This is a genomic window from Pseudobacillus sp. 179-B 2D1 NHS, from assembly GCF_045370945.1.
In the GTDB taxonomy this organism is placed as follows: Bacteria; Bacillota; Bacilli; order Bacillales; family Domibacillaceae; genus Pseudobacillus.
The window spans coordinates 78424-104658 of sequence record NZ_JBIQDP010000019.1 but is presented as its reverse complement, the minus strand read 5'-3'; the positions used below and the strand labels follow the sequence as shown (position 1 = coordinate 104658).

The 26235-nt window shown below is 42.9% G+C and carries 22 protein-coding genes and 1 other annotated feature; of the genes, 16 read left to right on the top strand and 6 right to left on the bottom strand.

Annotation, left to right across the window (positions count from 1 at the left end):
* Window positions 1-110: 110 nt before the first annotated feature.
* Complete coding sequence (gene sspI, locus ACH0BF_RS17845) at window positions 111-317, bottom strand: small acid-soluble spore protein SspI (RefSeq protein ID WP_120033571.1); 207 nt, start codon at window positions 315-317, stop codon at window positions 111-113.
* 113 nt (window positions 318-430) lie between these two features.
* Between sspI and ACH0BF_RS17840 the strand changes: the two genes are divergently transcribed.
* The 3 genes from ACH0BF_RS17840 (at window position 431) to pheT (ending at window position 5049) form a co-directional block, all read left to right on the top strand.
* Window positions 431-1198, top strand: coding sequence for a TrmH family RNA methyltransferase (locus ACH0BF_RS17840; protein ID WP_340853043.1), 768 nt, complete (start codon window positions 431-433; stop codon window positions 1196-1198).
* Window positions 1199-1241: 43 nt separating this feature from the next.
* Window positions 1242-1467, top strand: a binding site (T-box leader).
* A gap of 117 nt (window positions 1468-1584) precedes the next feature.
* Window positions 1585-2619, top strand: a complete 1035-nt coding sequence (gene pheS, locus ACH0BF_RS17835; RefSeq protein WP_340853044.1) for a phenylalanine--tRNA ligase subunit alpha — start codon at window positions 1585-1587, stop codon at window positions 2617-2619.
* A 15-nt stretch (window positions 2620-2634) separates the two neighbouring features.
* Window positions 2635-5049 (top strand): phenylalanine--tRNA ligase subunit beta, encoded by a 2415-nt coding sequence (gene pheT / locus ACH0BF_RS17830; RefSeq protein ID WP_406909910.1) that lies wholly within the window; start codon window positions 2635-2637, stop codon window positions 5047-5049.
* Window positions 5050-5226: 177 nt separating this feature from the next.
* Here pheT and rnhC read toward each other — a convergent pair whose 3' ends face one another.
* The gene (gene rnhC / locus ACH0BF_RS17825; RefSeq protein WP_120033563.1) at window positions 5227-6159 is read right to left on the bottom strand and encodes a ribonuclease HIII; all 933 of its coding nucleotides are present in this window, start codon (window positions 6157-6159) and stop codon (window positions 5227-5229) included.
* A gap of 91 nt (window positions 6160-6250) precedes the next feature.
* Here rnhC and zapA point away from each other — a divergent pair, with 91 nt between their 5' ends.
* The 5 genes from zapA (at window position 6251) to ACH0BF_RS17800 (ending at window position 11655) form a co-directional block, all read left to right on the top strand.
* Window positions 6251-6511, top strand: coding sequence for a cell division protein ZapA (gene zapA, locus ACH0BF_RS17820; RefSeq protein WP_340853047.1), 261 nt, complete (start codon window positions 6251-6253; stop codon window positions 6509-6511).
* Window positions 6508-7062: a CvpA family protein gene (locus ACH0BF_RS17815; RefSeq protein WP_340853049.1), complete on the top strand. Its 555-nt coding sequence runs from the start codon at window positions 6508-6510 to the stop codon at window positions 7060-7062. Before zapA ends, ACH0BF_RS17815 begins: the two co-directional genes overlap by 4 nt.
* Before the next feature lie 82 nt (window positions 7063-7144).
* The gene (polX, locus tag ACH0BF_RS17810) at window positions 7145-8860 is read left to right on the top strand and encodes a DNA polymerase/3'-5' exonuclease PolX (protein WP_406909914.1); all 1716 of its coding nucleotides are present in this window, start codon (window positions 7145-7147) and stop codon (window positions 8858-8860) included.
* 16 nt (window positions 8861-8876) lie between these two features.
* Window positions 8877-11231 carry an endonuclease MutS2 gene (locus ACH0BF_RS17805; RefSeq protein WP_340853051.1) on the top strand — a complete coding sequence of 785 codons (2355 nt, stop codon included), beginning with the start codon at window positions 8877-8879 and terminating at the stop codon, window positions 11229-11231.
* Between the two features lie 16 nt (window positions 11232-11247).
* A complete protein-coding gene (locus ACH0BF_RS17800) occupies window positions 11248-11655 on the top strand; it encodes a DUF350 domain-containing protein (RefSeq protein WP_120033555.1) in 408 nt (135 codons plus the stop codon).
* A 145-nt stretch (window positions 11656-11800) separates the two neighbouring features.
* Here ACH0BF_RS17800 and ACH0BF_RS17795 read toward each other — a convergent pair whose 3' ends face one another.
* The 4 genes from ACH0BF_RS17795 to ACH0BF_RS17780 all read right to left on the bottom strand — a co-directional run bounded on the left by ACH0BF_RS17795 (window position 11801) and on the right by ACH0BF_RS17780 (window position 16335).
* Window positions 11801-13624 (bottom strand): pyruvate kinase, encoded by a 1824-nt coding sequence (locus ACH0BF_RS17795; protein WP_406909909.1) that lies wholly within the window; start codon window positions 13622-13624, stop codon window positions 11801-11803.
* 150 nt (window positions 13625-13774) lie between these two features.
* A complete protein-coding gene (locus ACH0BF_RS17790) occupies window positions 13775-14224 on the bottom strand; it encodes an Hsp20/alpha crystallin family protein (protein ID WP_120033549.1) in 450 nt (149 codons plus the stop codon).
* 130 nt (window positions 14225-14354) lie between these two features.
* Window positions 14355-15335 (bottom strand): 2-hydroxyacid dehydrogenase, encoded by a 981-nt coding sequence (locus ACH0BF_RS17785; protein WP_406909908.1) that lies wholly within the window; start codon window positions 15333-15335, stop codon window positions 14355-14357.
* Between the two features lie 13 nt (window positions 15336-15348).
* Window positions 15349-16335, bottom strand: coding sequence for a glycerophosphodiester phosphodiesterase family protein (locus tag ACH0BF_RS17780; RefSeq protein ID WP_120033545.1), 987 nt, complete (start codon window positions 16333-16335; stop codon window positions 15349-15351).
* A gap of 307 nt (window positions 16336-16642) precedes the next feature.
* Between ACH0BF_RS17780 and ACH0BF_RS17775 the strand changes: the two genes are divergently transcribed.
* The 8 genes from ACH0BF_RS17775 to ACH0BF_RS17740 all read left to right on the top strand — a co-directional run bounded on the left by ACH0BF_RS17775 (window position 16643) and on the right by ACH0BF_RS17740 (window position 26186).
* Window positions 16643-18307 (top strand): amidohydrolase, encoded by a 1665-nt coding sequence (locus ACH0BF_RS17775; protein WP_406909906.1) that lies wholly within the window; start codon window positions 16643-16645, stop codon window positions 18305-18307.
* A 105-nt stretch (window positions 18308-18412) separates the two neighbouring features.
* Window positions 18413-18631: a DUF3311 domain-containing protein gene (locus ACH0BF_RS17770; RefSeq protein WP_406909905.1), complete on the top strand. Its 219-nt coding sequence runs from the start codon at window positions 18413-18415 to the stop codon at window positions 18629-18631.
* Window positions 18632-18648: 17 nt separating this feature from the next.
* Window positions 18649-20121, top strand: a complete 1473-nt coding sequence (locus tag ACH0BF_RS17765; protein WP_406909904.1) for a sodium:solute symporter family protein — start codon at window positions 18649-18651, stop codon at window positions 20119-20121.
* 345 nt (window positions 20122-20466) lie between these two features.
* Window positions 20467-21804: a helix-turn-helix domain-containing protein gene (locus tag ACH0BF_RS17760; protein ID WP_120033538.1), complete on the top strand. Its 1338-nt coding sequence runs from the start codon at window positions 20467-20469 to the stop codon at window positions 21802-21804.
* 168 nt (window positions 21805-21972) lie between these two features.
* Window positions 21973-22845, top strand: coding sequence for a VanW family protein (locus tag ACH0BF_RS17755; RefSeq protein ID WP_340853064.1), 873 nt, complete (start codon window positions 21973-21975; stop codon window positions 22843-22845).
* A 144-nt stretch (window positions 22846-22989) separates the two neighbouring features.
* Window positions 22990-24678 (top strand): long-chain-fatty-acid--CoA ligase, encoded by a 1689-nt coding sequence (locus tag ACH0BF_RS17750; protein WP_120033534.1) that lies wholly within the window; start codon window positions 22990-22992, stop codon window positions 24676-24678.
* 121 nt (window positions 24679-24799) lie between these two features.
* Complete coding sequence (locus tag ACH0BF_RS17745) at window positions 24800-25384, top strand: fatty acid metabolism transcriptional regulator FadR (RefSeq protein WP_120033532.1); 585 nt, start codon at window positions 24800-24802, stop codon at window positions 25382-25384.
* 31 nt (window positions 25385-25415) lie between these two features.
* Entirely contained in the window at window positions 25416-26186 is a 771-nt protein-coding gene (locus ACH0BF_RS17740; RefSeq protein WP_120033530.1) for an enoyl-CoA hydratase, read from the top strand.
* Window positions 26187-26235: the final 49 nt, after the last annotated feature.

Here is a 26235-nt window from a genome sequence, read left to right as displayed (position 1 = left end):
GGGCTTTAAAACTACCGAAAAATCAAAAGGGGTTCGGAATAAGACTATTCCGAACCCCTTTTGTCGACAAACTGAAGTGACCCAAAATAATTTTGGATCACTTCACTTTTTTATTTCAGTCCTGCTTCCAATGTCTGCAGCATATGCTGTTTTTCCTGTTCATCGGCATTCTGCCAGAACACTTCGAACAGGACGCCAAGACCTGGCAGCATTTTCTCTTCATTGCGCTGAATAGCATCGACAATGGTATGTTCCAGCTGCTCTTGAGAACTTCCTGATACATTGGCTAATACGGCGTTGCGTAAGTTAAAATTCATGTAGATCGCTCCTTTTCAAAGTGATCTTTTCTATTTTCACCTGTCTGCCCATTCATTATGCGGAAGAATTAAGCTATAATGAAGCGGCGAAAACAGGAAAAGGAGTGAACGGCGTGAAATTTATCCAATCCATGAAAAATCCACAGGTAAAACAGTGGAAAAAGCTATTAACGAAGAAAGAACGTGAAAGAACGGGACAATATATGGTCGAAGGCTTTCATTTAGTTGAAGAGGCACTGAATCACAAAGAGGAAGTGATTGAATTAATTGTCTCAGAAGAAGCCGTACTGCCGGCAAACTGGAGTGTAGACGGCTTAGAGATAACGATGGTCACGCCTGAAATAGCCAAGACTCTTTCTGATACAGAATCAGGACAAGGCGTATTTGCTATCTGTCACAAACAGGAGCTGTCAAAAACGCTTCAGGGACGCACATATTTACTCATTGATGCCGTTCAGGACCCAGGCAATATCGGTACGATGATTCGGACAGCAGATGCAGCCGGATTGGATGGCATCATTCTCGGAATGGGCTGTGCCGATCCATATAATTCGAAAGTGCTCCGCTCGGCGCAAGGAAGCCATTTTCACTTGCCGATCGTTCAGATGCCGTTGCTTGAAGCGATTCAGCAGTTAAAGGAACAAGGAATTCGGGTGTTTGGTACATCGCTCCATCGGGCATCTGACTATCGAGAAGCACAAGTGAATAATTCCTTTGCCTTGCTCGTTGGCAATGAGGGGAGTGGGGTGGAAGAGGCCTTACTGAAGGAGACAGATAGCAACGTGTATATTCCGATTTATGGGAAGAGCGAATCGCTTAATGTAGCCGTTGCTGCGGGCATCTTACTGTATCATTTTAAACATTCTTTGAAAAACGTTTGAATTTTCTATGAGCGTTGACTATAATAACGGTAATTACATAATAAAAAAGGCAATGACAGAGAAGAGTAACTCATTAAATTTCTTTCAGGGAGAAAGTGCCGCGGACTGGAAGCACTTTTATGAAATGGTGAGTGAAGTTCACCTCTCGAGCCGGCATCAGGACCGCTTGCTGCGTAAAGGTGCTCCGGTGAAGAACCGTTACCTCAATGAAGTGAACATGCTTGGCATGTTAAAAAGGGTGGTACCGCGACCAAAGCCTCGTCCCTTTCCGGGAGACGGGGCTTTTTTTATTGGTTAAAAACATGAAAATAAGGAACTTTTCCCAAAGAGCTGGCAAACAGTCAACCTTAGGGCACTTGTTCTACAAAATAAAGGAGGACTTTCAAGTGGAGCAGCAATTAAAAGAGTTACAAATTGAAGCACTCGCAAAGGTGGAAGCAGCAGAAGAGCTCAAGCAGCTGAATGACATCCGGGTCGCTTACTTAGGAAAGAAGGGGCCAATTACAGAAGTGTTAAAAGGCATGGGGAAACTATCGGCGGAAGAACGCCCGAAAATGGGGGCCCTTGCGAATGAAGTACGTGCTGCTGTAGCGTCAGCTATTGAAGGCAAACAGTCTGCTTTGGAGCAAAAAGCCATTCAGGAACAGCTGGAAAAAGAAACCATCGACATCTCACTTCCGGGCCGTCCAGTAAAAACAGGCAATGTTCATCCGCTCACAAAAGTTGTGGAAGAAATTGAAGATTTATTTATCAGCATGGGATATTCCATTGCTGAAGGGCCGGAAGTAGAAACGGATTATTACAACTTTGAAGCCTTGAACTTGCCAAAAGGACATCCAGCACGTGATATGCAGGATTCTTTCTACATCACTGAAGATATCTTGCTGCGTACGCATACTTCCCCTGTGCAGGCACGTACGATGGAGAAGCATGAAGGCAAAGGTCCAGTAAAAATTATTTGTCCAGGTAAAGTATATCGCCGTGACAATGATGACGCGACACATTCCCATCAATTTACACAAATTGAAGGGCTGGCTGTCGATGAAAACATCAGCATGGGGGACTTAAAAGGAACGCTTGAAGTATTTGCCAAAAAATTGTTCGGTGAAGACCGGGAAATCCGCTTACGTCCGAGCTTCTTTCCATTTACAGAGCCGTCTGTTGAAGTGGACGTCAGCTGCATGTGTGGCGGGAAAGGCTGCCGGATTTGTAAAGGAACCGGCTGGATTGAGATTTTAGGTGCGGGTATGGTACATCCGAATGTATTAGAGATGGCTGGCTTTGATTCGAAAAAGTATACCGGATTTGCATTTGGAATGGGGCCTGACCGAATTGCTATGCTGAAATATGGAATTGATGATATCCGTCATTTTTACACAAATGATGTTCGTTTCTTAAAGCAATTTGCAGAACATGAATAACTGGAGGGGTAACTAATGTTTGTTTCATATAAATGGCTAAGCGAGTATGTCGATTTAGACGGCATGCCGGCAAAGGAATTAGCAGAAAAAATCACACGCAGCGGAATTGAAGTGGAAGGTGTAGAGGTGCTGGGTGAAGGCATTAAAGGTGTTGTCATCGGTCATGTTCTCGAAAAAGAACAGCATCCGAATGCCGACAAGCTGAATGTATGCCAAGTAGATATCGGTGAAGCAGAGCCGGTGCAAATTGTCTGTGGGGCGCCGAATGTAGATAAAGGGCAAAGAGTAGCTGTTGCCAAAGTAGGCGCTGTACTTCCGGGCAACTTTAAGATTAAAAAAGCAAAACTGCGCGGCGAAGCATCCAATGGAATGATCTGTTCTTTGCAAGAGCTAGGCATTGAAAGCAAGCTCGTTGCCAAAGAATATGCGGAAGGCATCTTTGTTTTTCCAAACGATGTGACACCAGGTGAAGATGCATTGCAGCAATTAAATCTAGATGATGAGGTGCTGGAGCTTGGCCTCACACCGAACCGTTCGGACTGCTTGAGTATGATTGGAGTGGCCTATGAAGTTGCCGCTATTCTTGATAAAGAAGTGAAGCTTCCAGAGATCAAAGTAGAAGAAGCGGCTGAGCGTACAGAGGATTGGATTAAAGTAAACATCGACGCGAAAGAAGATAATCCAATCTATATCGCCCGTATCGTGAAAGACGTGAAAATCGGCCCGTCACCGCTTTGGATGCAGGCACGTTTAATGGCAGAGGGCATCCGTCCGCACAATAATGTCGTTGATATTACGAACTATATTTTACTTGAATACGGCCAGCCGTTACATGCATTTGATTATGACCGATTAGGCTCAAAAGAAATTGTCGTTCGTCGTGCACAAGATGGTGAACAGCTTGTTACGCTTGATAGTACAGAACGGACATTATCATCTGAACATTTGCTAATTACCAATGGCGAAGAAGGGATTGCTCTAGCTGGTGTTATGGGGGGAGCTAACTCAGAAGTAGAAGCTGATACAACGACTGTGTTAATTGAATCTGCTTATTTCAATGGGCAGCGCGTACGCCAGGCATCGAAGGATCACGGCCTTCGTTCTGAAGCGAGTGCCCGTTTTGAAAAGGGCGTTGACCCAAATCGTCTGCAGGCAGCAGCTGACCGTGCGGCGCAATTAATGGCTCTGTATGCTGGCGGCCAAGTGCTGGCAGGCAGCGTAGTAGCCGGTGAAATGGACCTTGAACCGAAAGTGGTATCAGTGACACTTGAAAAATTAAATCGTGTGCTTGGAACGCATTTACAAACGACAGAGGTAGAGGATATTTTCCGACGTTTAAAATTTGGGGTCACCCTTGATAATGATGAGTTTATCGTCACAGTACCAACTCGTCGCGGCGATATTACGATTTCAGAAGATCTAGTGGAAGAGGTAGCCCGTTTATACGGATATGATCATTTGCCGACAACCGTCCCGGTCGGCGCAACTTATCCAGGCGGCTTGACAGATTACCAGGAAAAACGTCGAGCGGTCCGCCGTTTCTTGGAAGGAGCCGGCTTAAATCAAGCGATCACTTATACGTTGACAAGTGAGAAAAAAGCGAAAGAATATGCATTGGATTCACGCGAGCCAATTAAGTTGGCGATGCCGATGAGCGAAGAGCATGCATATTTGCGCTTAAGCATTGTTCCTCAACTGTTGAGTGCTGTCGCTTATAATAATGCGCGTCAAATCGACTCACTCGCCCTTTACGAAATCGGCAGCGTCTTCTTGAAAGAGACGGATGCCGAGCTGCCAACAGAAGAAGAACATTTGTCCGGAGCGATTACCGGCTTATGGGAAGAACACTTATGGCAAGGTGAAAAGAAGGCCGTCGATTTCTTTGTAGCAAAAGGTGTGTTGGAAGGATTGTTTGCCGAGCTCGGCCTCTTGGAGCGAATCACATTCAAGAAAGCGGAAATCTCCGGCATGCACCCAGGGCGGACCGCTGTAGTCGAGCTCGATGGACAAGAGATTGGATTTGTTGGCCAGGTACATCCGCAACAGGCGAAAGCTCTTGATATAAAAGAAACATATGTGTTTGAATTGAAACTGAGCCCACTGTTTACAGCAAAAACAGAGGCGGTTGCTTACGAGCCAATTCCGCGTTTCCCATCTATCACCCGTGATATTGCTCTCGTTGTCGATAGCAAGGTAGAGGCTGGCAAACTTAAAGAGGTGATTGAAGGAGCCGGTGGAAAGCTGTTAAAAGATGTCCATGTATTTGATTTGTATCAAGGTGAGCATGTAGAGGCGGGTAAGAAGTCGATTGCCTTCTCACTTAAATACTTTGATCCAGAGAAAACCTTAACGGATGAAGAAGTTGTCAAGGTTCATAACGGCGTATTGGAAGCATTGAAAGAAAAAGCCGGGGCCGAATTAAGAAGCTAATATTTCTTTAAGCACTCCTATCTAATGAAGGGGTGCTTTTCTCATTTCTAAAAGACTGTGCGCCTACAGCCCATAAAGCAGAAAAATGCTTATATAAATGAACAACTTGTCCTTCATAATATAGAGACAGCTATGTAAGAAAAGCCGGCCCGATTGATCGGGTCCGGCTTTGTTCCTTCAGCGCTTGCTCACAAGATTCAATGCTTTTTGTGTGTTAGCAAAATGCTTTTTTGTAAAGTGCGTCAGTGCCCCTTCTCCTTTTTCACGGATCAATCGGGCGGCAGCGACATCCACCTGGCTGCCAGCGCCTTTGGGAATCGGGAAGCCAGCTTCATTGCTTAACTCATCCATTTGTTTAACAAAGGCATAGCGAGCAATGATTGAGGCAGCAGCTACAGACAAGTGGATCCCTTCTCCTTTTGTGCTGAAAAACACATTTTCCCGGAATACGTCTTTTTGGTCTTGTAAATAACGATAATAGGTGTTCCTTTCGGCGAATTGATCAATTAGGACGGCATCGGGACGCTCTGGCGAGATTTTTTGATGCAAATTGATCAGCGCTTGATTATGAAGCAAAGCTTTTATTTTTCCTTGTGACATGCCTTTTTGCTGAAGAGCATTATATTTCTCGTTTCTTAAAATAAGCAGGCTGTACGGCACAACCTTAGCAATCTTCTTGGCAATGCTAATGATTTGCTTATCGGTTAGATCCTTGGAATCACGGACCCCTATTGCTCGCAGTTCATCTAGCTGTTCTTTTCTTACCAATGCGCTAACAACGGTAATGGGGCCAAAATAATCACCAGTTCCGACTTCATCACTGCCAATAACCGACATTTCAGAGAATCCGGGCGGCAATAGGGCAGGCGCTGGTTTCTTTTTCTTAGCAGGAGCAGCTTTTGCTTGTTCCCCTTGCCATTTTTCCGCTTCCAATAGAGCATCTTTCCCTTGAAACAAAACTTTTCCTGAGCGATAGCCAGTAATCGTGCAGGCAGCCGTTTTAGCTGTGAAGATGGCTCCCGCTGGCAACTTGCCAGTGGCCTGAGAAGCATAATGGGTTTTCATTTCCGAAAGGGTCGTGCTTGATACGTTCAAAACAGTGTGACTCATCTAGAATCTCTCCTTTATACTTGCGGCTTTTCATGGCTTCCTGCTCATGGTATGATAACAGATAGGATTCTTTACGAATGGGGGCATTCCATTGTCGAATGAAGAGAAAAACCGGATTACGGTTGACATATACGGACATCATTATACAATTGTCGGCACGGAATCGAAAAGTCATATCCGGCATGTCGCCCGTTTGGTCGATGAGAAAATGCGGGAAATCAAAATGAAGAATCCTGTGCTTGATTTGAATAAAATAGCAGTATTAGCTGCTGTAAATACAGTTCATGATTATGTAAAATTACAAGAAGAAATGGAACTATTAAAAGAAGAATTAAGAGAATTAAAGGGATGACCAATATGATTGATATTATTTTAATTGTTTTATTGCTTGCCGGTATTGTCATTGGCTTAAAGCGAGGATTTATTTTGCAATTTTTTCATATAGCAGGATCGATTATTGCTATCATCGCCGCTCTTGCACTTCGGGAACAAGTGGCACCCGTGTTAAAAGCGTGGATTCCTATGCCACCGGTTGATCAAAGTCCGTCGTTTAGTTTAGTAGCCTCTGGCTTTGAATCTTTTTATTATGGAGCGATTGCTTTTATTCTTGTTTTTATTCTAGTAAAAATTGTTTTATCTATGCTAGGCTCTTTCTTGGATGCCATTGCCCATATCCCGATTTTGAGGGAAGTGAATAAAGTGGGCGGAGGCGTTCTCGGTTTTGTGGAAATTTATCTTGTCTTATTTGTGATCGTGTATCTGGGCATGCTGCTACCTACTGAAGTCTCTTCCATGATTGCTAACTCATCCATTGCCGGCTATATGATCCATCATACACCTTATTTGTCAGATGCGCTCAAAAATTTTGAGTCGCTTGCCCAATTGAACCGCTTCTCTTTTTGAAAGAGAAGTTTTTGTTTTGTCTGGCTTTTCTGTTACTATTAAAATGGAGAAAATGATCGATTTTGAAAGCATGGTGACGACAATGATCAATAAAAAAGATATTATTCGTTTGTTGGAAAAAATCGCGATGTATATGGAATTAAAAGGGGAAAATCCGTTTAAAATTTCGGCTTTTCGAAAAGCGGCGGCTGCTTTAGAAACAGATGATCGCAGCCTGGCTGAAATTGATGATATGACAAAAATCCCCGGGATTGGCAAGGGTACAAGCGCCGTTATTAAAGAATATTTGGAGACCGGCGAATCTGCTACGTTAAAAGAATTGCAGGAAGAAGTACCTGCCGGACTTGTTCCTTTACTACAGCTGCCGGGACTCGGCGGCAAAAAAATTGCTAAGTTATATAAAGAGCTAAATGTAAAAAATATAGAAGACTTGCAAGAAGTTTGCGAACTGAAAAAAGTGCGTGAGCTGCCTGGGTTTGGAGCGAAAACAGAAGAAAAGATTCTTGCTGCCATCGAAGAGGCCGGAAAGCGCCCAGAAAGATTGCCGATCTCATACATGCTGCCGCTTGCTGAATCGATTGAGCGACATCTTGCTGATATGTCAGGGATTCAGCGGTTCTCACGGGCAGGAAGTTTGCGCCGTCTCCGAGAAACGATTAAAGATCTGGATTTCATTATCGCTGCTGACAAAGCCGCTGCAGTCAAGGAGCAATTACTAGCGCTTCCAGGAATTAAAGAAGTGATTGCAGCAGGAGAGACAAAAGTTTCGGTCGTTATTGCCGGAGATTGGGACGTATCAGTTGATTTCCGTATCGTCACAGCGGAAGAATTTGCTTCTACTCTGCATCATTTCACGGGCTCGAAAGACCATAATGTCCGCATGCGCCAGCTGGCAAAAGAACGCGGGGAGAAAATTAGCGAATATGGCGTTGAATCCAATGAGACGGGAGAAATAGCTACATTTGAAACGGAAGAAGCTTTCTATCATCATTTCCAACTGCCATGGATTCCTCCAGAGATTCGGGAGGATGGAACAGAAGTGGAACAGTTTCCTGGATTTGGGCGTCTCATCCACCTAGACGACATCAAAGGGGATGTCCATATGCATACGACTTGGTCAGATGGGGCCTATTCGCTCGAAGAAATGGTAGAGGCCTGTCGGGCTAAGGGATATGAGTATATGGCCATTACTGATCACTCGCGTTTTTTAAAGGTAGCCAACGGTTTGTCGATTGAGCGACTGCTAAAGCAAAATGAAGAAATTCGCCAGCTAAACGCGCAATACGAAGATATTGAAATTTTGTCGGGGATTGAAATGGACATCCTTCCAGATGGCACATTGGATTACGATGATGAAATATTGAGCCAGCTCGATTTTGTTATCGCTTCAATCCACTCAAGTTTTTCACAACCATGTGAAACGATTATGGAACGGTTGAAAACAGCTTTGTTGAATCCACATGTTGATTTGATTGCCCATCCAACCGGCCGGCTGATTGGGCGGCGTGACGGTTACGATGTAGATATGGAGAGGCTTATCCAACTGGCAAAAGAAACAAATACGGCTCTTGAATTGAATGCTAATCCACATCGATTAGATCTATCTGCAGAACATTTGAAGCAGGCTCAGGCTGCCGGCGTGAAAATATTTATTAATACAGATGCCCATGCCATTGAACATCTTGACTTCATGGAAGTTGGGGCTAAGGCTGCAAGAAAAGGATGGCTCCGTTCAGAAACGGTTGTCAACACTTACAGCAAAGAAGAATTTTTAGCATTTATTAATCGAAACAAATAGGGAGGAATCCTGTTACGTGAATAAGAAGGTATTAAAAACTCTTGAGTTTGACAAAATTAAGCAGCAGCTTGCTGAACATGCGGCTTCCAGCTTAGGGAGAGAGCAGGCAGAAGGATTGAAGCCATCTGTCTCTTACGATGAAGTAGTCCGTCTCCAGGAAGAAACCGATGAGGCGGCGCGCGTGCTTCGTCTTAAGGGGCATGCACCGCTCGGCGGTATTTATAATGTCCGGCCACAAGTAAAACGGGCACAAATCGGCGGTATGTTGAATGGAATGGAATTTGTCCAAGTAGCAAGCACCATTTATGCTGGCCGTATGATGAAGCAATTTATTCATGATTTAGTGGAAGAAGGGGAAGGCTTACCGATCCTTTCTGAAAAAGCAGAGCAGCTGCCGGTGTTGACACCGCTTGAACACCGGATTAAACATACAGTTGATGAGCATGGCGGCGTTCTTGACTCGGCCAGTGAAACTCTTCGTCATATCCGCCAGCAGCTTCGTGCGAATGAAAGCCGAATTCGCGGAAAGCTTGAGAGTTTGATTCGCGGAAGCAATGCTCAAAAGATGCTCTCCGATACCATTATTACAATTAGAAACGACCGCTACGTAATTCCTGTAAAGCAGGAGTACAGAGGACACTACGGCGGCATTGTTCATGACCAGTCTTCATCCGGACAAACGCTATTTATTGAACCCGAGTCTATTGTGCAAATGAATAACCAAATCCGGGAGTTTAAATTGAAGGAACAATTGGAGATTGAACGGATTTTCACTGAATTAACGGTGGAAGTTGAACAGCATGGAGAAGAGCTCTATTATTTAACCGGCTTGCTTGGCGAACTTGATTTTATGTTTATGAAAGCAAAGTTCGGCCGGGTAATTAAAGGGTCAAAACCGTTAGTGAATGAAAACGGCTATATTCGTCTGAATAAAGCTCGTCACCCGCTTTTGCCTATCGATGAGGCAGTAGCAAATGATATTGAATTTGGAAAAGAATATACGACGATCTTAATTACTGGACCGAACACCGGAGGAAAAACAGTAACATTAAAAACTGTCGGTCTTACAACACTCATGGCTCAGGCCGGCCTGCCTATTCCGGCCCTTGATGGATCAGAAACAGCTGTGTTTGGCTCCATTTTTGCTGATATTGGGGATGAGCAATCTATTGAACAAAGCTTGAGTACCTTTTCATCCCATATGGTGAACATTGTTGACATTTTAGAGCAGGTAGACCATGACAGCCTGGTGTTGTTTGATGAGCTTGGCGCCGGTACTGATCCTCAGGAAGGGGCGGCTCTTGCGATGGCTATCCTCGACGATGTGCATAATCGTGGCGCTCGTGTCATCGCGACTACCCATTATCCGGAACTGAAGGCGTATGGTTACAACCGTGAAGGGGTTGTCAATGCAAGTGTTGAATTTAACGTGGAAACGCTCAGTCCTACGTACCGGCTGTTAATTGGTGTGCCGGGACGAAGCAATGCCTTTGAAATTTCCAGCCGTCTAGGCCTTAATGACAATGTTATTCAGCAGGCGCGAAGCTTGATTGGTGCGGATACAAATGAAGTAGATCAGATGATTGCTTCGCTCGAGCAAGCGCGCAGAAAAGCGGAAGAGGAAGAACGAGAAGCTCGTGAATATTTGAAAATGGCTGAACAGTTCCATAAAGAAATGCAAAAGCAAATGCAAGAATATTATGCCCATAAAGAGGAGCTTGCTGAAAAGGCGCGCAAGCAAGCGGCAGATATTGTGGAGAAAGCGAAAGCAGAAGCCGAAGAGGTGATTCGTGACCTGCGCACGATGAGGCTTGAGAAGCAGGCAGATGTGAAGGAACATGAATTGATTGAAGCCAAGCGACGTTTGACAGAAGCGGTACCAGAGACGAAGAAAGCACCGAAGAAGAAGGTAGCATCTACGGAACGAGTGCTAAAGCCGGGAGATGAAGTAAAAGTTCTTAGTTTTGATCAAAAGGGGACGCTTCTTGAAAAGGCCGGGGACAAAGAATGGAATGTGCAAATCGGCATCATGAAAATGAAGGTGAAAGAAAGCGATCTGCAATTTATGAAGTCAGAGAAAAAAGCAGAGCCGAAACCGCTTGCCACGGTGCGTGGAAAAGATTATCATGTCAGCCTCGAACTTGACTTGCGCGGCGAGCGTTATGAAGATGCATTAGCAAGGTTGGAGAAATATATTGATGACGCTTTGCTTGCCGGATATCCGCGTGTTTCTATCATTCACGGCAAAGGAACAGGAGCGCTCAGAAAAGGCGTTCAGGATTATTTGAAAAATCATCGCTCGGTAAAACGCACGCGCTTTGGTGAAGCTGGAGAAGGTGGCAGCGGCGTGACTGTCGTCGAATTAAAATAAGAGGGGCTTTATATGTATGAACCAGTTTTGGGAAAATGAATTTATACAGCTTGCCGGTTATTACAGTGTCGTTGTTGTCTGTATTATACTAGCGTTAGCCTTGTTTGAACTGGTAACTAAATACCGCAACTGGGAAGAAATAAAAAAAGGAAATATGGCTGTTGCAATGGCAACTGGCGGAAAAATATTTGGACTGGCAAACATTTTCCGCCACTCTATTGCCCATAACGATACGGTGTTGACAATGATTGGATGGGGAGCATTTGGCTTTGTTTTATTGCTAGCGGGTTATTTTATTTTTGAGTTTTTAACTCCCCGTTTTAAAATTGATGAAGAAATTGAAAATGACAATCGTGCTGTCGGCTTTATCTCTATGGTTATTTCTGTCGGGTTGTCTTATGTCATCGGTGCAGCTTTAGATTAATAAGGAGCATAAGAACTATGGAAACATTAGCGAAAGTATTGCTGGCCCTGTGTGGCGTTTTTCTTATCATCGGTATAATTTATTTAACATTTATCGCCTAAAACGAAAAAACCTTTTCTAGTATATTCAGAAAAGGTTTTTTCATTTAGATAATAAGTGGATCCTGTTTATGGGTGAAGGGTGAAGGGCGTGTAATCATCTCGTTCTGCTCTTTTACTTGCGAGATGACAAAAAGGGCATCTGTTAAAAATGAAAGTGTTTCTTTCATAAAGGGTCCTTTATTTAACATTAAACAATCAAATTCACTTCCAAAGGACAAATCGGCCAATTCGGAACGAGAAGGGATTCCTTTTTTAGCTAATGATTCTAACACTTGTGTGGCAAGGATAACCGGCACATGAGAGGCACGGCATAGCGATAAAATTTCTTCTTGGACCACTGGCAATTGCTGAAAACCTATCTCGATTGCTAAATCGCCTCTTGCTATCATAATGCCAAATTTTGAAAAAGTCAGCCCTTCCAGCAGAATGGATGAGAAGTTATGAATCGCTTCTTTCGTTTCAATTTTGGCAACGACAGCTAATTCTTTTTTTGGATATCTTTGAAGAAGTTCCTGCAGCTTTCTCAGGTCTTCGGGGCCATGTACAAATGAGATGCCTGCTATATCTGCGTGCTCACAGATAAATGCAAGATCTTTCTCATCTTTTTCTGTTAAGGCCGGAACCGTTAGATGAACCTTGCAGTCAGGAAGGTTGATTCCTTTGTTTTCTTTAATGGTTAGGCTCATGTCTGGCGATAAGATCTCTGCCACAATAAATTCATCGTTGTGCTCTCTTACTACAGACTGTATTTTGCCATCATCAATAAAGATTCTGTCCCCTTCCCGGACAGATGCAAACGCTTCGGGGAGACTAACTGAAAGGCAGGCAGCTACTGGACCGGCGACAGGAAAGCCCTCCATTTCGCTATTTAAATAAATTTTTAAAAAGTCCCCCTTTTTGACTTTAATTTGAATCGGTGATTTCTCCAAGTTAGTTACGAGTAATTCTATTTGGCCGTCCGTGCTGCTAAGTTTTGTATTCTCATAAATATAAGCAGTTTCTTCAAGACTTACAACTAAACCGCTGGGGGAGATCTCAGTAATTAAGAATTTTCTCCTTTTGTTCCGGAGATCAATAAAGTAGAGAAAATCTCCTTCGCTGAAATGCCGGAATTGTTCACAAGGACAGGTGTGAAGAATAAAATCATATTCCTCGTCATATAATCGTTTTGTCGTCGTTGGCTGCCAGCTTATAAGGCCTTTTTTCTTTTCAAGAGGACGGCCGAATCGATCTTTTTTTATTCCTAATTTTAAAGGATAGGTTGTTTTTTGTAGCGGGCCAATTCTAATTTTTGGGCCTGAAAGATCCATATAAATTTGGCACTTCTTCTCCTCATATTCTCCTTTCCTTCTTAATTGATCTTCCGCGCAACGAATCGCATCGATCACTTTTTTCCATGCTGATGCCTCGCCGTAAGCACAGTTAATTCGGGCAATGGACATCCCATTCAGCAAAAACCGCTTGATAGCGGAGGGAGAGGCCATTTGGCTGTCTAACGTGACCATCACATGAGGCAAATTTGGGTAGCGTCTTTTTCCGAATACGTCTTCACTGCGCTCTCTTGATAGCGCATGCACCTCTTGGGAAGGAGGAGACGGGGGAGGAAAGCTGTCTAAATGGGAACAAAGGGTACGTAGGCTTTGGATGACATACTGCTCTGAGCTCAAACAGAGCCCTCTATTACGAAGAGCGGTTGCAAATTTAGAATGTATATTGTTTTTATAGGCGAGGTAGGCCAGTAAGTTCTGTGCGCTGAACGGATGGAGGACACGTGGGTGCATAAACGGGGCAAGTGCTGCCTGATTCACCGCTTTTTCATATAGTGTCCACGCCAGCTTAACTAATTCATCATGGGAAAAGTCGCACATTTATCTATCCACCCCAGTGTAAAAGTGATTCATCCTTTATTTTATTCAGGAGATATGGAATTTTTTCTTACCGTCTGGTAGGAAAAATAGCAACTCCAACCCCTTTGATTTCTGCTATAAAAATACAAAACTCCTTGAACATCAAGGAGTTTATTCAATATTAAGAAGTCGTTTGCAATGATATTGTTTTGGAGTGATAATTCTTAACAGGCCATTTTTATAAGTGGCTCTAGTCTCTTTTTCTGAAATAAGAAAAGGCAGTGTGATGAATTTCTCCATTCTTTGCAAGGTTTGTTTTTTATGAAAGTAGGCCTTTTTATCATCATGTTCTTCGATCGTCCCTGAACTTTCCGCTGAAATGCGTAACCGGTCTCCGAGTATTTCGACTTGAATCTGCGCCCGTTCATACCCTGGCAGGTCCGCCTCGATAATGATATCGGAATCTGTTTCATACGAGTCAACAGAGAACAACATATTATGATGGATAAACGTGTCTAGATATTTAAATGATTCACCGAAAAAAGAGTCAATAGACTTTACCAAATGATGAAGTGAACCATCGAATAATCCTGGAAGGTTGCTTTTCTTAAATGACATCATACATCTGCCCCTTTCCTATTAGCTATCAATAACAAAATATGTTGAAAAGGGCGAAATGCGACTATTTATTGGTCAGCTTTAAACATTTCTTGTTATGCAAACCCATTCAATTGAAAAAACAGGGATCTGTTTATCGGTTGAGCTTTACCTCTTTATTTATCAAATTTGGAGGAAGCTTTCCGCTCAAACCTGCTTGAAGATTGTTAGCGGCTACTACAGACATCTTATGTTCGGTTTCAGCTGTAGATGAGCCAATATGCGGCAATGTAACTAGGTTCTTGCATGTTAAAAGTTTATGGCCGGCAGGAAGAGGCTCTTCTGTAAATACATCGGTGCCTGCCGCCCAAATTGTTCCGTTTTCAAGCGCATGATAAAGGGCGTCTTCATCTACGTTTTGTCCTCGTGAGCCGTTAATAAAGATAGCCGTTTGTTTCATCTTTTTAAATTCCTCATGGCTAATGAGTTGTTTGGTTTCAGGAGAGGCTGGCACCATTAAACAGACAAAATCGGACTCTGCAAGCAGCTCATCCATCGAAACATAGGAAGCGTTTAACCAATTTTCTGCCTCAAGCTTTCTTGAACGGTTATGATAGAGAATCTCCATATCGAATCCAAAGTGACCCCGTTTGGCAATTGCCTGTCCAATCCGGCCCATCCCGATAATGCCGAGCTTTTTATGGTGAACATCCATTCCGAAAAGGTGAGGAGGCAAAAGTTCGTTCCACTGTTCGCTTTTTACATAATGATCCAGTTCAGCGATTCGGCGGGCTGCCGCAAGGAGAAGCCCAAAGATTGCATCTGCTGTTGTATCAGTCAGCACATCCGGCGTATTCGTTGCCATAATGCCGCGCTGTGATAGCTCGTCTACTGGCAGGTTGTCATAGCCAACAGAAACGTTAGAAATAATTTTTAATTCAGGAGCTAGATCAAGCAGCTCCTTTGTCACTTTTAGATCAAGCCCAATCACGCCAGAAGCTTTCTTCAGCGTTTGGACAAAAAAAGGATCATCCAGGTATTCGTTTTTTTCAAAGTATATGACTTCATAGTCTTCTTTCAGTTGTGTAATTACTTCAGGAGATACGCGATTATAAGCAAGAATAACCTTCTTCATAGTTACACCCCTCTTATTGTTTACTATAAATCTTTCCAACTTTCTCTATGGTGTTCGTCCAAATGCCGCCTGTGTAATTCTGCGGAAGTCTCTTTAAATCTTCTTCAGAATCAAAGCCCGAGGAGAAATCGCTGCCGTTGCCGCCGACAATAATTGTACGGACGTTGGCCTTGTCCATTCTGTTAAGGAATTTATCCGGCCATCCCCAAAGGAAGGGGGCAATCTTCTCTGGAACATGAATTTCAGTATTCTGACAGTCTTTAGAGACATAACCACTCCACCCAGAAGCAATATAAGGAATGAGACAGGCCTTCATTGTTTGTTTTGACATCACTCTCAATTCCGGCATTTGTTTCTGCAATTCTGCTATCGGTTCATCGCCGCCATACACAGTCAGCTGTTTTAAACGCTCTTTAGAAAAATCGGACAAATATTTGGCAAGCAGAGCCCCTTCCTTAGGGTCATTACTCTTTATATGAATGAGAAATGGCTTGTTGGGAAATTGATTCATCACTTCAGTAAGGGAAGGCATAAGGTTGACACCTTTTCCTCTAAAAGGGTAAGTTTTTCCGCCATCCGCTGTGTAACCGTAGCCGATGTCTAATTTTTTCAATTCAGCCATCGTGTAGTCACGGGTTACGCCGGTACCGTTTGTTCGGCAATCTAGTGTCCAATCATGAAAAACAGCAAACTGATTATCTTTCGTTATATGTACATCCAATTCGACAATGTCTGCTCCTGCTTGAAAAGCTGCTTTCATTGAAGGAATAGTGTTTTCGAGAAACTCATGTTCAGGCGGGTGAATTCTTTCCGCTGTACATGTATCATTTTCCACGCCTGCAAGATCGAAGGTTTGTGCCACTCCCCGATGTGCGATCAGCAACGGCTTGCCTTCCCTTTCTGTTACGAACAGTGAGCTGTTGTTGACATACACAAAAATTACTAATAAGACAAGAACTAAACTAATCTTGCTCTTTATTATTCTTCTAAAAAGTTTCACAAGTCTCCCCCCGTACACAATGTTTTTCTTTCCTACTTGTGAATCATATACAAATATAAGCTTTTAAACAATATTTAATGAGATCGCTGAATCAAAAAGCCGAAATTACATATTTCCAAGCTTTTCTTTCTCAAGTTCTAATAAAGGTCCACTTATGGTTATTGTAAGAAATTATTATTTTTATTACCATTGTTTAAAAGAAAAATCAGAATATTTTTTCTTTTTGCAAACGCATACAAGATGAGTCATACCTTGATTTGAATAAAAAAGGAGAGGGATGAGCAAATGAAACAAAAGAAGGTGGTTTATGATGATTAAACCGGATGTTTTATTGACAAATGCTAATGTGATTACTTTAGATAAGGAAGGACGACGCGGGGGCTCTGTGTCTGTAACGAACGGCCGTATTAGCGGGATTTGGCCGGAAGCTGAACCGCCAAAGAGCGATGTTGAATTGACAAGACATACGCAAGTCATCAATTTAAAGGGCGGCACGCTGCTTCCAGGTTTTATTGATACGCATAATCACTTGCTAATGTATGCCCAATTTCGCCAGCAAGCGAATTGCAGCAGTCCGCTCAATAAAAGCATTAGTGATATCCAAGGTCAGCTTTTGCAATTAGCGCAGAAAACTAAAAGGAACCAATGGGTCTTGGGCTATGGATACGATGATACTCTCCTGAAAGAGAAGCGTCACCCGACCCGTGAGGAATTGGACGCTGTTGTTCCTCATCATCCTGTTTTAATTAGGCACATCTCTGCCCATTTTGCTGTTGTCAATTCTGCTGCGCTAAGGCTCGCTGGAATAGATGAGCAAATAACCGATCCGCCAGGAGGCCACTTTGGAAGAGATGGAGCAGGAAAATTAAATGGTGTATTGTACGAGCTTCCAGCTATGAGTCTGATTGAGTCAAAAATCCCTGTTCCTTCCGTAGAGGAGTTAGTTTCCTTATTAGGAGAAGCATCCACAGATTATCTAGCTCAGGGGATCACGACAAATACAGATGCCGGTGTTGGACTGAACATAGGAATAGAGGAACTTGAAGCCCATATCCAGGCAGTAGCCGGGGGGCAAAATCCTATGCGTATGCAATTAATGATTATGCACCATCTTCTGAGAGAGAATAATGCATTTGGAGGGGTATCCGCCAAAGAACTGGATGAAGATATCCGTCTTCGGTCTAAAGGAAGAGCTCGTCTGGACAGTGCTAAATTGTTTCAAGATGGATCTATTCAAGGGCTGACGGCAGCGTTGCGAGAGCCTTATTATAGCAATTCTGAGTTATATGGTGACTTGATCCATGAGCAGAGGGATTTTAATTTAGAAGTGCTGGATCTGCACAAACGCGGTTATCGAGTGACAATACATGGCAATGGCGACCGGGCGATCGCATCTAATTTAGATGCTTTTGAGTTTGCTTTAACTAATCATCCCCGCAGAGACCATCGCCATCGCATTGAGCACGTGCAAACAGCGACAACGGCCGATCTGGACCGAATGAAGAAATTAGGTGTAGCCGGCTCATTTTTCATTAATCATGTTTATTACTGGGGAGACCGTCATGAAAAACTGTTTCTCGGACCGGAAAGAGCGGCCAGAATAAATCCAATAAAAGATGCGCTGGATCGTGATCTACTGTTTACGCTACATTCAGACTGTCCGGTGACTCCTATCTCTCCGCTGTTTTCCGTTTGGGCGGCAGTCAACCGTTTAACGAAGGAGGGCAAAGTATTAGGAGCAGATCAAACATGTGATGTAGAAAATGCTTTAAAGTCGATGACGATGTGGGGAGCTGTGCTTAATTTTGATGAACAACATTCCGGCAGCATTGAATTAGGAAAAAGAGCGGACTTTACCGTTCTGGCAGAAGATCCTACAAAAGTTCAGCCGCAAGAAATTAAAGATATTGAAATCATGGCCACGTTGATCGACGGCGGTGTAGTCTACGAGAATAAAATGTGTGTATTGTAGTTACCCATTTATGGGAACCTGAAGTCCTGCAGAAGGCTAAATTTATTTGTTTTCTTAAGTAGGTAAACGAGTTTTTGCTGAATCAGCGGAAAGGTGGAGATGGCGTTGGCATCACGTCAAATAGGAAGTTTGTTCATCGGTATCGGCATACCGTTCCTGGCGATTTTGGGAGTTGTTCCGTTTATTGCTACAGCGGATGTGAGCGTTCTAGGGTTCCCTATTCTTTATTTTTGGATATTTCTCTGGTTTCCGTTGACTACTCTTTGTCTTTGCCTCTCTTGGCACTTCTTTGACCGGCATCAATACAAGGATGGAAAAAATTGACAAAAAAGGGGTAGTGAATGATGACAGTTTTCGTTTTCGGATTCATTTTACTTTTGTCATTGGGCATCGCACTAAATAGCCGTGGGAAAAAGAAGAAAATGGATGTGGAAGAGTACCTGGTTGGAGGCCGGTCATTCAGCGGGATTCTACTTTTCTTTCTGGCGGTGGGGGAAATATATAGCATAGGGACGATGATCGGCTTTCCGGGAGGTATTTATGCAAAAGGCCCAAGCTATGGACTATGGTTTTTAGGCTACATTCTATTAGCGTACCCTATTGGCTATTTTTTCGCTCCGTTGCTTTGGAGAACAGGCAAGAAGTATGGGGCAATGACGATTCCCGATTTATTTAAAGGTCACTATTCCAACCGCGGTTTAGAATTGGTAGTGACGTTATCTGCGTTGCTTTTTTTGATTCCTTGGGGACAGCTGCAATTCGAGGGGCTCATTGTTGCCCTTAGCTCCTTGGGCTTTAATTTGTCACCTGCAGCAGCGGTCATCATTGCTGGATGTATAGCTTTTCTTTATATTTCAGTGTCAGGTGTGAAGGCTCCAGCAATGATTTCTATTTTAAAGGACATTTTAATGTTCCTAGCTATTATTATTGCGGGGATAGCTGTTATTAGGGAAGCGAACGGCATTTCTAACCTATTTTCCATGGCAAAAGAACAAGGGGCCTCAGTGACTATAGACCAGCCTGAAAGTTTAGTTTTCAGTTTGACAACCATTTTCTTTCAAGCATTAGCTTTATATTGCATGCCGCTTATTGCATCCGTCATTTTTACTGGCAAATCGGAGGGAACAATCAAAAAAACACAAAGATTTATGCCGCTTTATATGCTGATGTATCCTTTCTTAATTCTCTCTTCTTACTTTGCTTTAGTCCATATTCCAAATTTGCAAAATCCTAACCAAGCATTTATGGCTACTGTAATGTCTATTCTTCCCGAATGGGCGGTTGGACTTGTAGCCGCGGGGGCCGCTCTTTCTGGAATTTTGGTGCTGGCGATTACAAGTTTAACTGTCGGTGGACTCGTCTCGAGAAATTTAATGCCAGCCGTTCCGGAAAATTCTCAAAGAAAATGGGTGCAAACGATCGTTGTTCTTTATCTTTTATGCTCAATGGCACTAACCTTGCTCGCACCAAGCTTAATGTTAAATTTAATCAATACAGCATACTATGGATATGGACAATTTTTGCCGGGGTTATTGGCTATCTTTTTCTCCCGTACCATCAAACCATTGGGAATAGCTGCTGGCTTAATTACCGGTAACGTATTTGCCTTAAGTATGCACTTGATTGAAATCAATCTGTTTAACATAAATATAGGATTGATTGCACTTGTCTTGAACTTTATTGTGACTTATATAGTAAGTATGGTTACGAAAAAACAATCAGCAGGAAAAGAGCCTGTGGCACGGAAATCAAATGGTTCAGATGCTAAATCCAAGGAGGAGTTTAAAGGCACACCGCCTGTTGCAGCTAAATAAAGGAATGGTTAAAAAGTTCATCTTCAGTCATTCCTGTATAATATTTGACAGGAGCTGGTGTTCTCGGATAGGGAACACCAGCTTTTTATTACTTTTTCGTACAGGGATCTATAAATATCCGTATTGATATTTGCATGGGAGTTGCGAAGGCACTCCGTCATGCATGGTGTGGAGTCAAGGGCATCATTCAATATTCTACAGAATGACGGAGAGAGAGGATTGTGTTGAAAGCGACGCGGCTGGAGTGCAAATAAACACTCATTATTACGGAGTCTAATACATAAAAATCAATTCATGATAAAATATTTATAATATTCAGAAATGAGAGAGAGGGGGGATACATATTTGAAGATTAAAGTAGCTGTATTCGGGGCACCTGACCTGGTGGAACTAGTAATGATGGTTGGAAAACAGTTTGAAGATCTCGATTTGCTTCAAGCCGTTTATACTCATCCAGATCAGGTAGTAGAGCTGGTGGAAAAGTATCATGAGGAGGCAGATATTTTATTATTTGCGGCCCCTGTCCCTTATTTATTGGCGCGTGATTATTTAAATCACTTCGCTATGGAGTTGAATAAGCCAATGATTTTTATTCCGTATACTGAAGCTTCTTTTTACCGGGGGCTTTTTATGGCTTTTAAGCAAACAGGGGTGAGTGCGGATAAATTATATTTCAGCATTGATTACCTTCCTGAAACAGGTGCGCAGGAGTGCTTAGAAGAGTTAGAGATCAACGTCGAAAAAATGTATAAAAAGAAATGCAAGCTTTATCAGGATCTGGACAAACTTTTTCATTTTCATTATGAATTATGGAAGCAAGGGAAAATTGTGTCGGCTATGACGAGTTATTATCTTGTTTATGAAAAGCTAAAAAAAATGAAGATCCCTGTTTTTCGAGTTACACCAGCAAAATCAGCTATTCGCCATACGTTACAGCAAGTATTGCTTGAAGGGAAAAGCCTCTACCAAACGGAAAGCCAAATTGCCATCATGATTGTCGGTTTTAATCGCAAGGCCGACCAATCGAAGGAGAGTGTAGCTAAACACACTAGTAAGCAAAGAGAAGAAATGTTACAACAGATTATTACTCAATACGGAGAAGATATCCAAGCTTTAAGTGACTGGTCAGAACAGGGTGACATCCGGCTTATTACGACGAGAGGGGAGATCGAGCAGCATACCCAATCTTTTCGAAAATTTCCTATGCTGCAACCTGTGCGCAACAAGTTAAATATCCCTGTTTTCTTTGGGATTGGATTTGGACATACAGCAAACGAAGCAGAACTAAAAGCGAACGAGGCTTTTTCTAAAGCTAAATCTACCGGCAATAGCAACTGTTTTGTTGTTGAATCAGATGGGAAAGTGCACGGTCCAGTTGGAGAACCTTTCCAACTGGAATATACAGTGCGTAGCAAGGACCCTAGCCGGCTTTTGATTGCCAAACAAGCCGGATTAAGTATTGGAACGATCAACAAGTTAATTTCATTTAATGAAAGCTGCGGAAATAAAACGATCACTGCCGGCGATTTAGCCGATGGTTTTGGGATTACATCGCGAAGTGCGCGCCGAATTTTAAGCAAGCTTGAGCAACATAACTACGCCCGAATCATTGGAGAGGAGCAGCCAGTCAATAAAGGGCGCCCCCGCCAAATATACCAATTGACCCTAGATGATAGGCCTTGATAGGAGGAGGTAAAATAACGCCTAAAAAGAAGAAAGACATTGTTGCGCTTTACAAGCCGATGTCGGCTCTTTTCTAACTCATGAAAGTTCCTTAACTAACTGTTTGAAATATCTTTACCATACATGAAATTTTCTCTGCCACTAATACTAAGCAGAGGAGGTCATGTCATGATAAAAAAAATTGCTTTTATGCTTCTTTTACTTTTGGCGGTATCTCCGCTTGTGCCTCAAGCACAGAGTTTTACCGTTACAGATGAAAATATAAATGAGACCGTTACGCGTAATCATTTTCTTCTTTTTCCAACAGAAACCTCATTTATGGACTTAAACAAGCTGCAAGTATTCATGAATCGTTTAGACAAAAAAGTGTATAAGGAACCGGTCAACGCTACCTTGAATGAAGGAGGAGAAATTGTTCCTGCACAGTCAGGAACAGCTCTTGACCGAGAGAAATTCATCAAGCAATTTTACACCTTTTTTTATGGGGGCCAATCAACCGCAATAGCCATTCCGAAGAAAGGAGTTTATCCAAAAGTTGACAGCGAGCTGTTGGCAGAAATTAGCACGAGGGAAATTGGCCGCTTCACTACTTATTTTGCGGAAAGCAACAAGGAACGTTCTTACAATATTTTTCTTGCAACAAAGGCGGTTAATAACTATGTGCTGTTTCCAGGAGAGACGTTTTCCTTTAATAAAGTGGTTGGCGAACGCACAGAAGCGAAAGGATATAAGCGCGCGCCAGTCATTGTAAAGGGAGAGCTTGCAGAAGATATTGGGGGAGGGATATGCCAGGTTTCTTCCACATTGTTTAATGCGGTAAATGTAAAGGGGATTCAAATTGTTGAGCGTTATTCACATAGTAGAAGAGTCCCGTATGTCCCGCCGGGAAAAGATGCTACAGTTAGCTGGTGGGGGCCGGATTTTGCATTTAAAAACGAATATAACTACCCCATCCTAATCAGGGCAACCTCAAGAAACGGTAAAATGATGATCCGGATATTATCATCGGAGGACGTCCGGATGAGGACTAATAATAAATAAAACGAAGGGTCTCCAGCTTTTTGTTTGTAAAAGTGAAACGGTTTGTCACTGGGCTTTGCCTTTTCCATATGGCAAAGCCTTCTTAGATGGTTTATAATTGAAAGGAATATTTTTAATATTCAAAATGAACGGGGAGGGATGGAAATGAGTATTCGGCCTTGGCTTGCGAATTATCCGGAAGAGATACCCGCTTCACTTACCTATGAAGAACAGCCTGTTCAATCGTATTTAACAAAAGCAGCAAAAGAGCACCCCAACAAAATAGCTATTCATTTTATGGGAAAAGAGTTAACATTTAAGGAAGTATATGAATCTTCTTTGAAAATGGGGCGCTATTTGAAAAAACTCGGTGTTAAAAAAGGAGAACGGGTGGCGATTATGCTTCCTAATAGTCCGCAGGCAGTGATCAGTTATTTCGGCGTCTTGTATGCCGGGGGAATCGTCGTTCAGACAAATCCTCTGTATACGGAAAGAGAAATCGAATATCAAATGAAGGACTCAGGCTCCATCGTAGTTATCACCTTGGACATTTTATATCCTCGTGTACGGCAGGTAATGAAACATACAAACTTGCAGCATATTATTGTAACCGCTATCAAGGACTATCTCCCCTTTCCAAAAAATATTATTTATCCTTTTATACAGACAAAACAAACGGGGTTGAGAGTGTATGTGGAAGAGCGGGGGACAAATCATGAGTTTACACGCATCATGGAAAGGGAGTCAGCCGAAGAGCTAACCGTTCCTTTCCGTTTTAATGAGGATCTTGCCCTGATCCAATATACTGGAGGAACAACGGGGTTTCCGAAAGGTGTTATGCTTACTCATAAAAACCTTATCGCCAATACATCAATGTGTGCTTCATGGATGTATAAGTGTAAAAAAGGAGAAGAAGTAATTTTAGGGATCTTGCCATTCTTTCATGTATACGGTATGACCACAGTTATGATATTGTCAATTATGCAAGCTTATAAAATGGTGCTTTTGCCTAAATTTGATGTAAAGACGACACTAAAGACTATTGAAAAGCAACGCCCTACACTATTTCCGGGTGCCCCCACGATTTATATTGCCCTGTTAAATGATCCTGATTTGAAGAAATACAACTTATCTTCCATTGGCTCATGTCTTAGTGGCTCAGCACCGCTGCCTGCAGAAGTGCAGCAAAAGTTCGAGAGAGTTACTGGAGGAAAGCTTGTGGAAGGGTATGGGCTATCTGAAACTTCCCCGGTCACTCATTCAAACTTTCTATGGGATAGCGAGCGGGTAAAAGGCAGCATCGGTGTTCCCTGGCCGGATACAGAGGCAGCTATTTTATCGATGGAGACTGGAGAGGTCCTGCCGCCAGGAGAAGTTGGAGAAATTGTAATTAAGGGCCCGCAAGTGATGAAAGGGTATTGGAACCGGCCGGAAGAAACGGAAATGGCTTTCAAGAACGGCTGGCTATTAACCGGGGATGTCGGCTATATGAATGAAGATGGTTATTTCTTTGTTGTTGATAGAAAGAAGGATATGATCCTTGCAGGCGGCTACAATATTTACCCTCGAGAAATCGAGGAGGTGTTATATGAGCATGAGGCGATACAGGAGGTCGTAGTGGCAGGCGTGCCAGATTCATATCGCGGTGAAACGGTGAAGGCCTATATCGTCTTAAAAGACGGCTATTCAACGACAGAAGAGGAATTAAATATATTTGCGCGCGCCCATCTGGCCGCTTACAAAGTACCAAGAATCTATGAATTCCGAAAGGAGCTGCCGAAGACAGCCGTCGGTAAAATTTTGAGACGCACATTAGTGGATGAAGAAAAAAGGAAACAAGAGAAAACAAGCTAAGTAGAACCAAAAGAAAACTGCTTGTCCCCTCTTGACTCTTCTTTCTTAAAACGGTAAGATAAAAACATGAATGAATAGTCATTCATTTTATTGATGCTGAAAGATTGGGAGGGGGCAGCCTGTGAAAAGGAACAAACCAAAATACCACCAAATTATAGATGCTGCTGTTATAGCGATTGCAGAAAACGGCTACCACCAAGCTCAGGTTGCAAAAATAGCCAAGCAAGCTGGAGTCGCAGACGGCACAATCTATCTGTATTTTAAAAATAAAGAAGACATATTAATTTCATTGTTTCAAGAAAAAATGGGAAGTTTTGTGAAGAAAATTCAAGAAGCTTTAGCAGGAAAAAACACAGCCGCGGAGAAGTTATTATTATTGGTGGACCATCACTTTACCATGTTGTCAGAAGACAGGCATTTAGCTGTAGTCACCCAGCTGGAGCTTAGACAATCAAATAAAGAACTTCGCCTGAAAATTAATGCCGTGCTGAAAGGCTATTTGTTGCTGATTGATGAAATATTAAAGGAAGGCATCGAGAAAGATGAATTCAGGCCGTCACTGAACGTTCAGCTTGCAAGACAAATGATTTTTGGAACGATTGACGAAACGGTTACAACCTGGGTGATGAATGATCAAAAGTATTCTCTTCCAGCGCTTGCTCCTGAAGTAGGGGATATGCTGCTAAATGGTTTTTCTATTCACTGATCTATTGTCAGGCACAAGGGGAGGTAAGAAAATGGAGTACATATCATGGAAAAGAGAGGGCCGGACGGCAGAAATTCTTATTCAAAGACCGCCGGCTAATGCTCTCTCGAGTGCGTTGATCGCTGACATTGAGCAAGCGTTCAGCGAGATCGAACAAGATCATGAAGTCCGTGTCGTTCTTATCAGCGGAGAAGGAAGATTCTTTTCAGCCGGTGCAGACATTAAGGAATTTACAACAGTAAGCAACGGCAAAGAATTCACTGAGCTTGCTGCTCGTGGGCAGCGAGTATTTGAACGGATTGAGAATTTTTCAAAACCGGTTATCGCCGCTATTCATGGCGCAGCGCTTGGCGGCGGTCTGGAATTGGCGATGAGCTGTCATATCCGTCTTGTTTCAGAACAGGCCAGACTTGGCTTGCCAGAGCTTTCCCTTGGACTCGTTCCTGGATTTGCGGGATCACAGCGTCTTCCGCGATATGTCGGAACTGCAAAAGCGGCAGAATTACTGCTGACGAGTGAGCCAATTACCGGCATAGAGGCCGCTCAATTAGGGCTGGCCAATCACGCTTATCCGGAGGAAGAATTGCTCTCCAAGGCGCGCGAAATGGCCGCTAAAATTGCTCTTAAAAGTCCAATTAGCATGAAAGCAACGATTGAATTGCTTAATTTTTCAAAGCATGCCGAGTATTACAAAGGGGCAGAGAGAGAAGCAGAGCTGTTCGGTGAAGTATTCGAGTCTCAAGATGCCAAGGAAGGGATTAGCGCTTTTATTGAGAAAAGACAGCCGGAGTTTAAGGGGTAATTCATTTTTCCGAAAAAATATTTTCAATCTTTCAAATGAACAGAAAAGA

What these genes read in the sequence shown, in the direction of transcription:
- sspI (WP_120033571.1), bottom strand. Translation starts at nt 317, where the DNA reads ATGAATTTTAACTTACGCAACGCCGTATTAGCCAATGTATCAGGAAGT.
- pheT (WP_406909910.1), top strand. Translation starts at nt 2,635, where the DNA reads ATGTTTGTTTCATATAAATGGCTAAGCGAGTATGTCGATTTAGACGGC.
- rnhC (WP_120033563.1), bottom strand. Translation starts at nt 6,159, where the DNA reads ATGAGTCACACTGTTTTGAACGTATCAAGCACGACCCTTTCGGAAATG.
- ACH0BF_RS17815 (WP_340853049.1), top strand. Translation starts at nt 6,508, where the DNA reads ATGACCAATATGATTGATATTATTTTAATTGTTTTATTGCTTGCCGGT.
- polX (WP_406909914.1), top strand. Translation starts at nt 7,145, where the DNA reads ATGATCAATAAAAAAGATATTATTCGTTTGTTGGAAAAAATCGCGATG.
- ACH0BF_RS17800 (WP_120033555.1), top strand. Translation starts at nt 11,248, where the DNA reads ATGAACCAGTTTTGGGAAAATGAATTTATACAGCTTGCCGGTTATTAC.
- ACH0BF_RS17795 (WP_406909909.1), bottom strand. Translation starts at nt 13,624, where the DNA reads ATGTGCGACTTTTCCCATGATGAATTAGTTAAGCTGGCGTGGACACTA.
- ACH0BF_RS17790 (WP_120033549.1), bottom strand. Translation starts at nt 14,224, where the DNA reads ATGATGTCATTTAAGAAAAGCAACCTTCCAGGATTATTCGATGGTTCA.
- ACH0BF_RS17785 (WP_406909908.1), bottom strand. Translation starts at nt 15,335, where the DNA reads ATGAAGAAGGTTATTCTTGCTTATAATCGCGTATCTCCTGAAGTAATT.
- ACH0BF_RS17775 (WP_406909906.1), top strand. Translation starts at nt 16,643, where the DNA reads ATGATGATTAAACCGGATGTTTTATTGACAAATGCTAATGTGATTACT.
- ACH0BF_RS17765 (WP_406909904.1), top strand. Translation starts at nt 18,649, where the DNA reads ATGATGACAGTTTTCGTTTTCGGATTCATTTTACTTTTGTCATTGGGC.
- ACH0BF_RS17755 (WP_340853064.1), top strand. Translation starts at nt 21,973, where the DNA reads ATGATAAAAAAAATTGCTTTTATGCTTCTTTTACTTTTGGCGGTATCT.
- ACH0BF_RS17750 (WP_120033534.1), top strand. Translation starts at nt 22,990, where the DNA reads ATGAGTATTCGGCCTTGGCTTGCGAATTATCCGGAAGAGATACCCGCT.
- ACH0BF_RS17740 (WP_120033530.1), top strand. Translation starts at nt 25,416, where the DNA reads ATGGAGTACATATCATGGAAAAGAGAGGGCCGGACGGCAGAAATTCTT.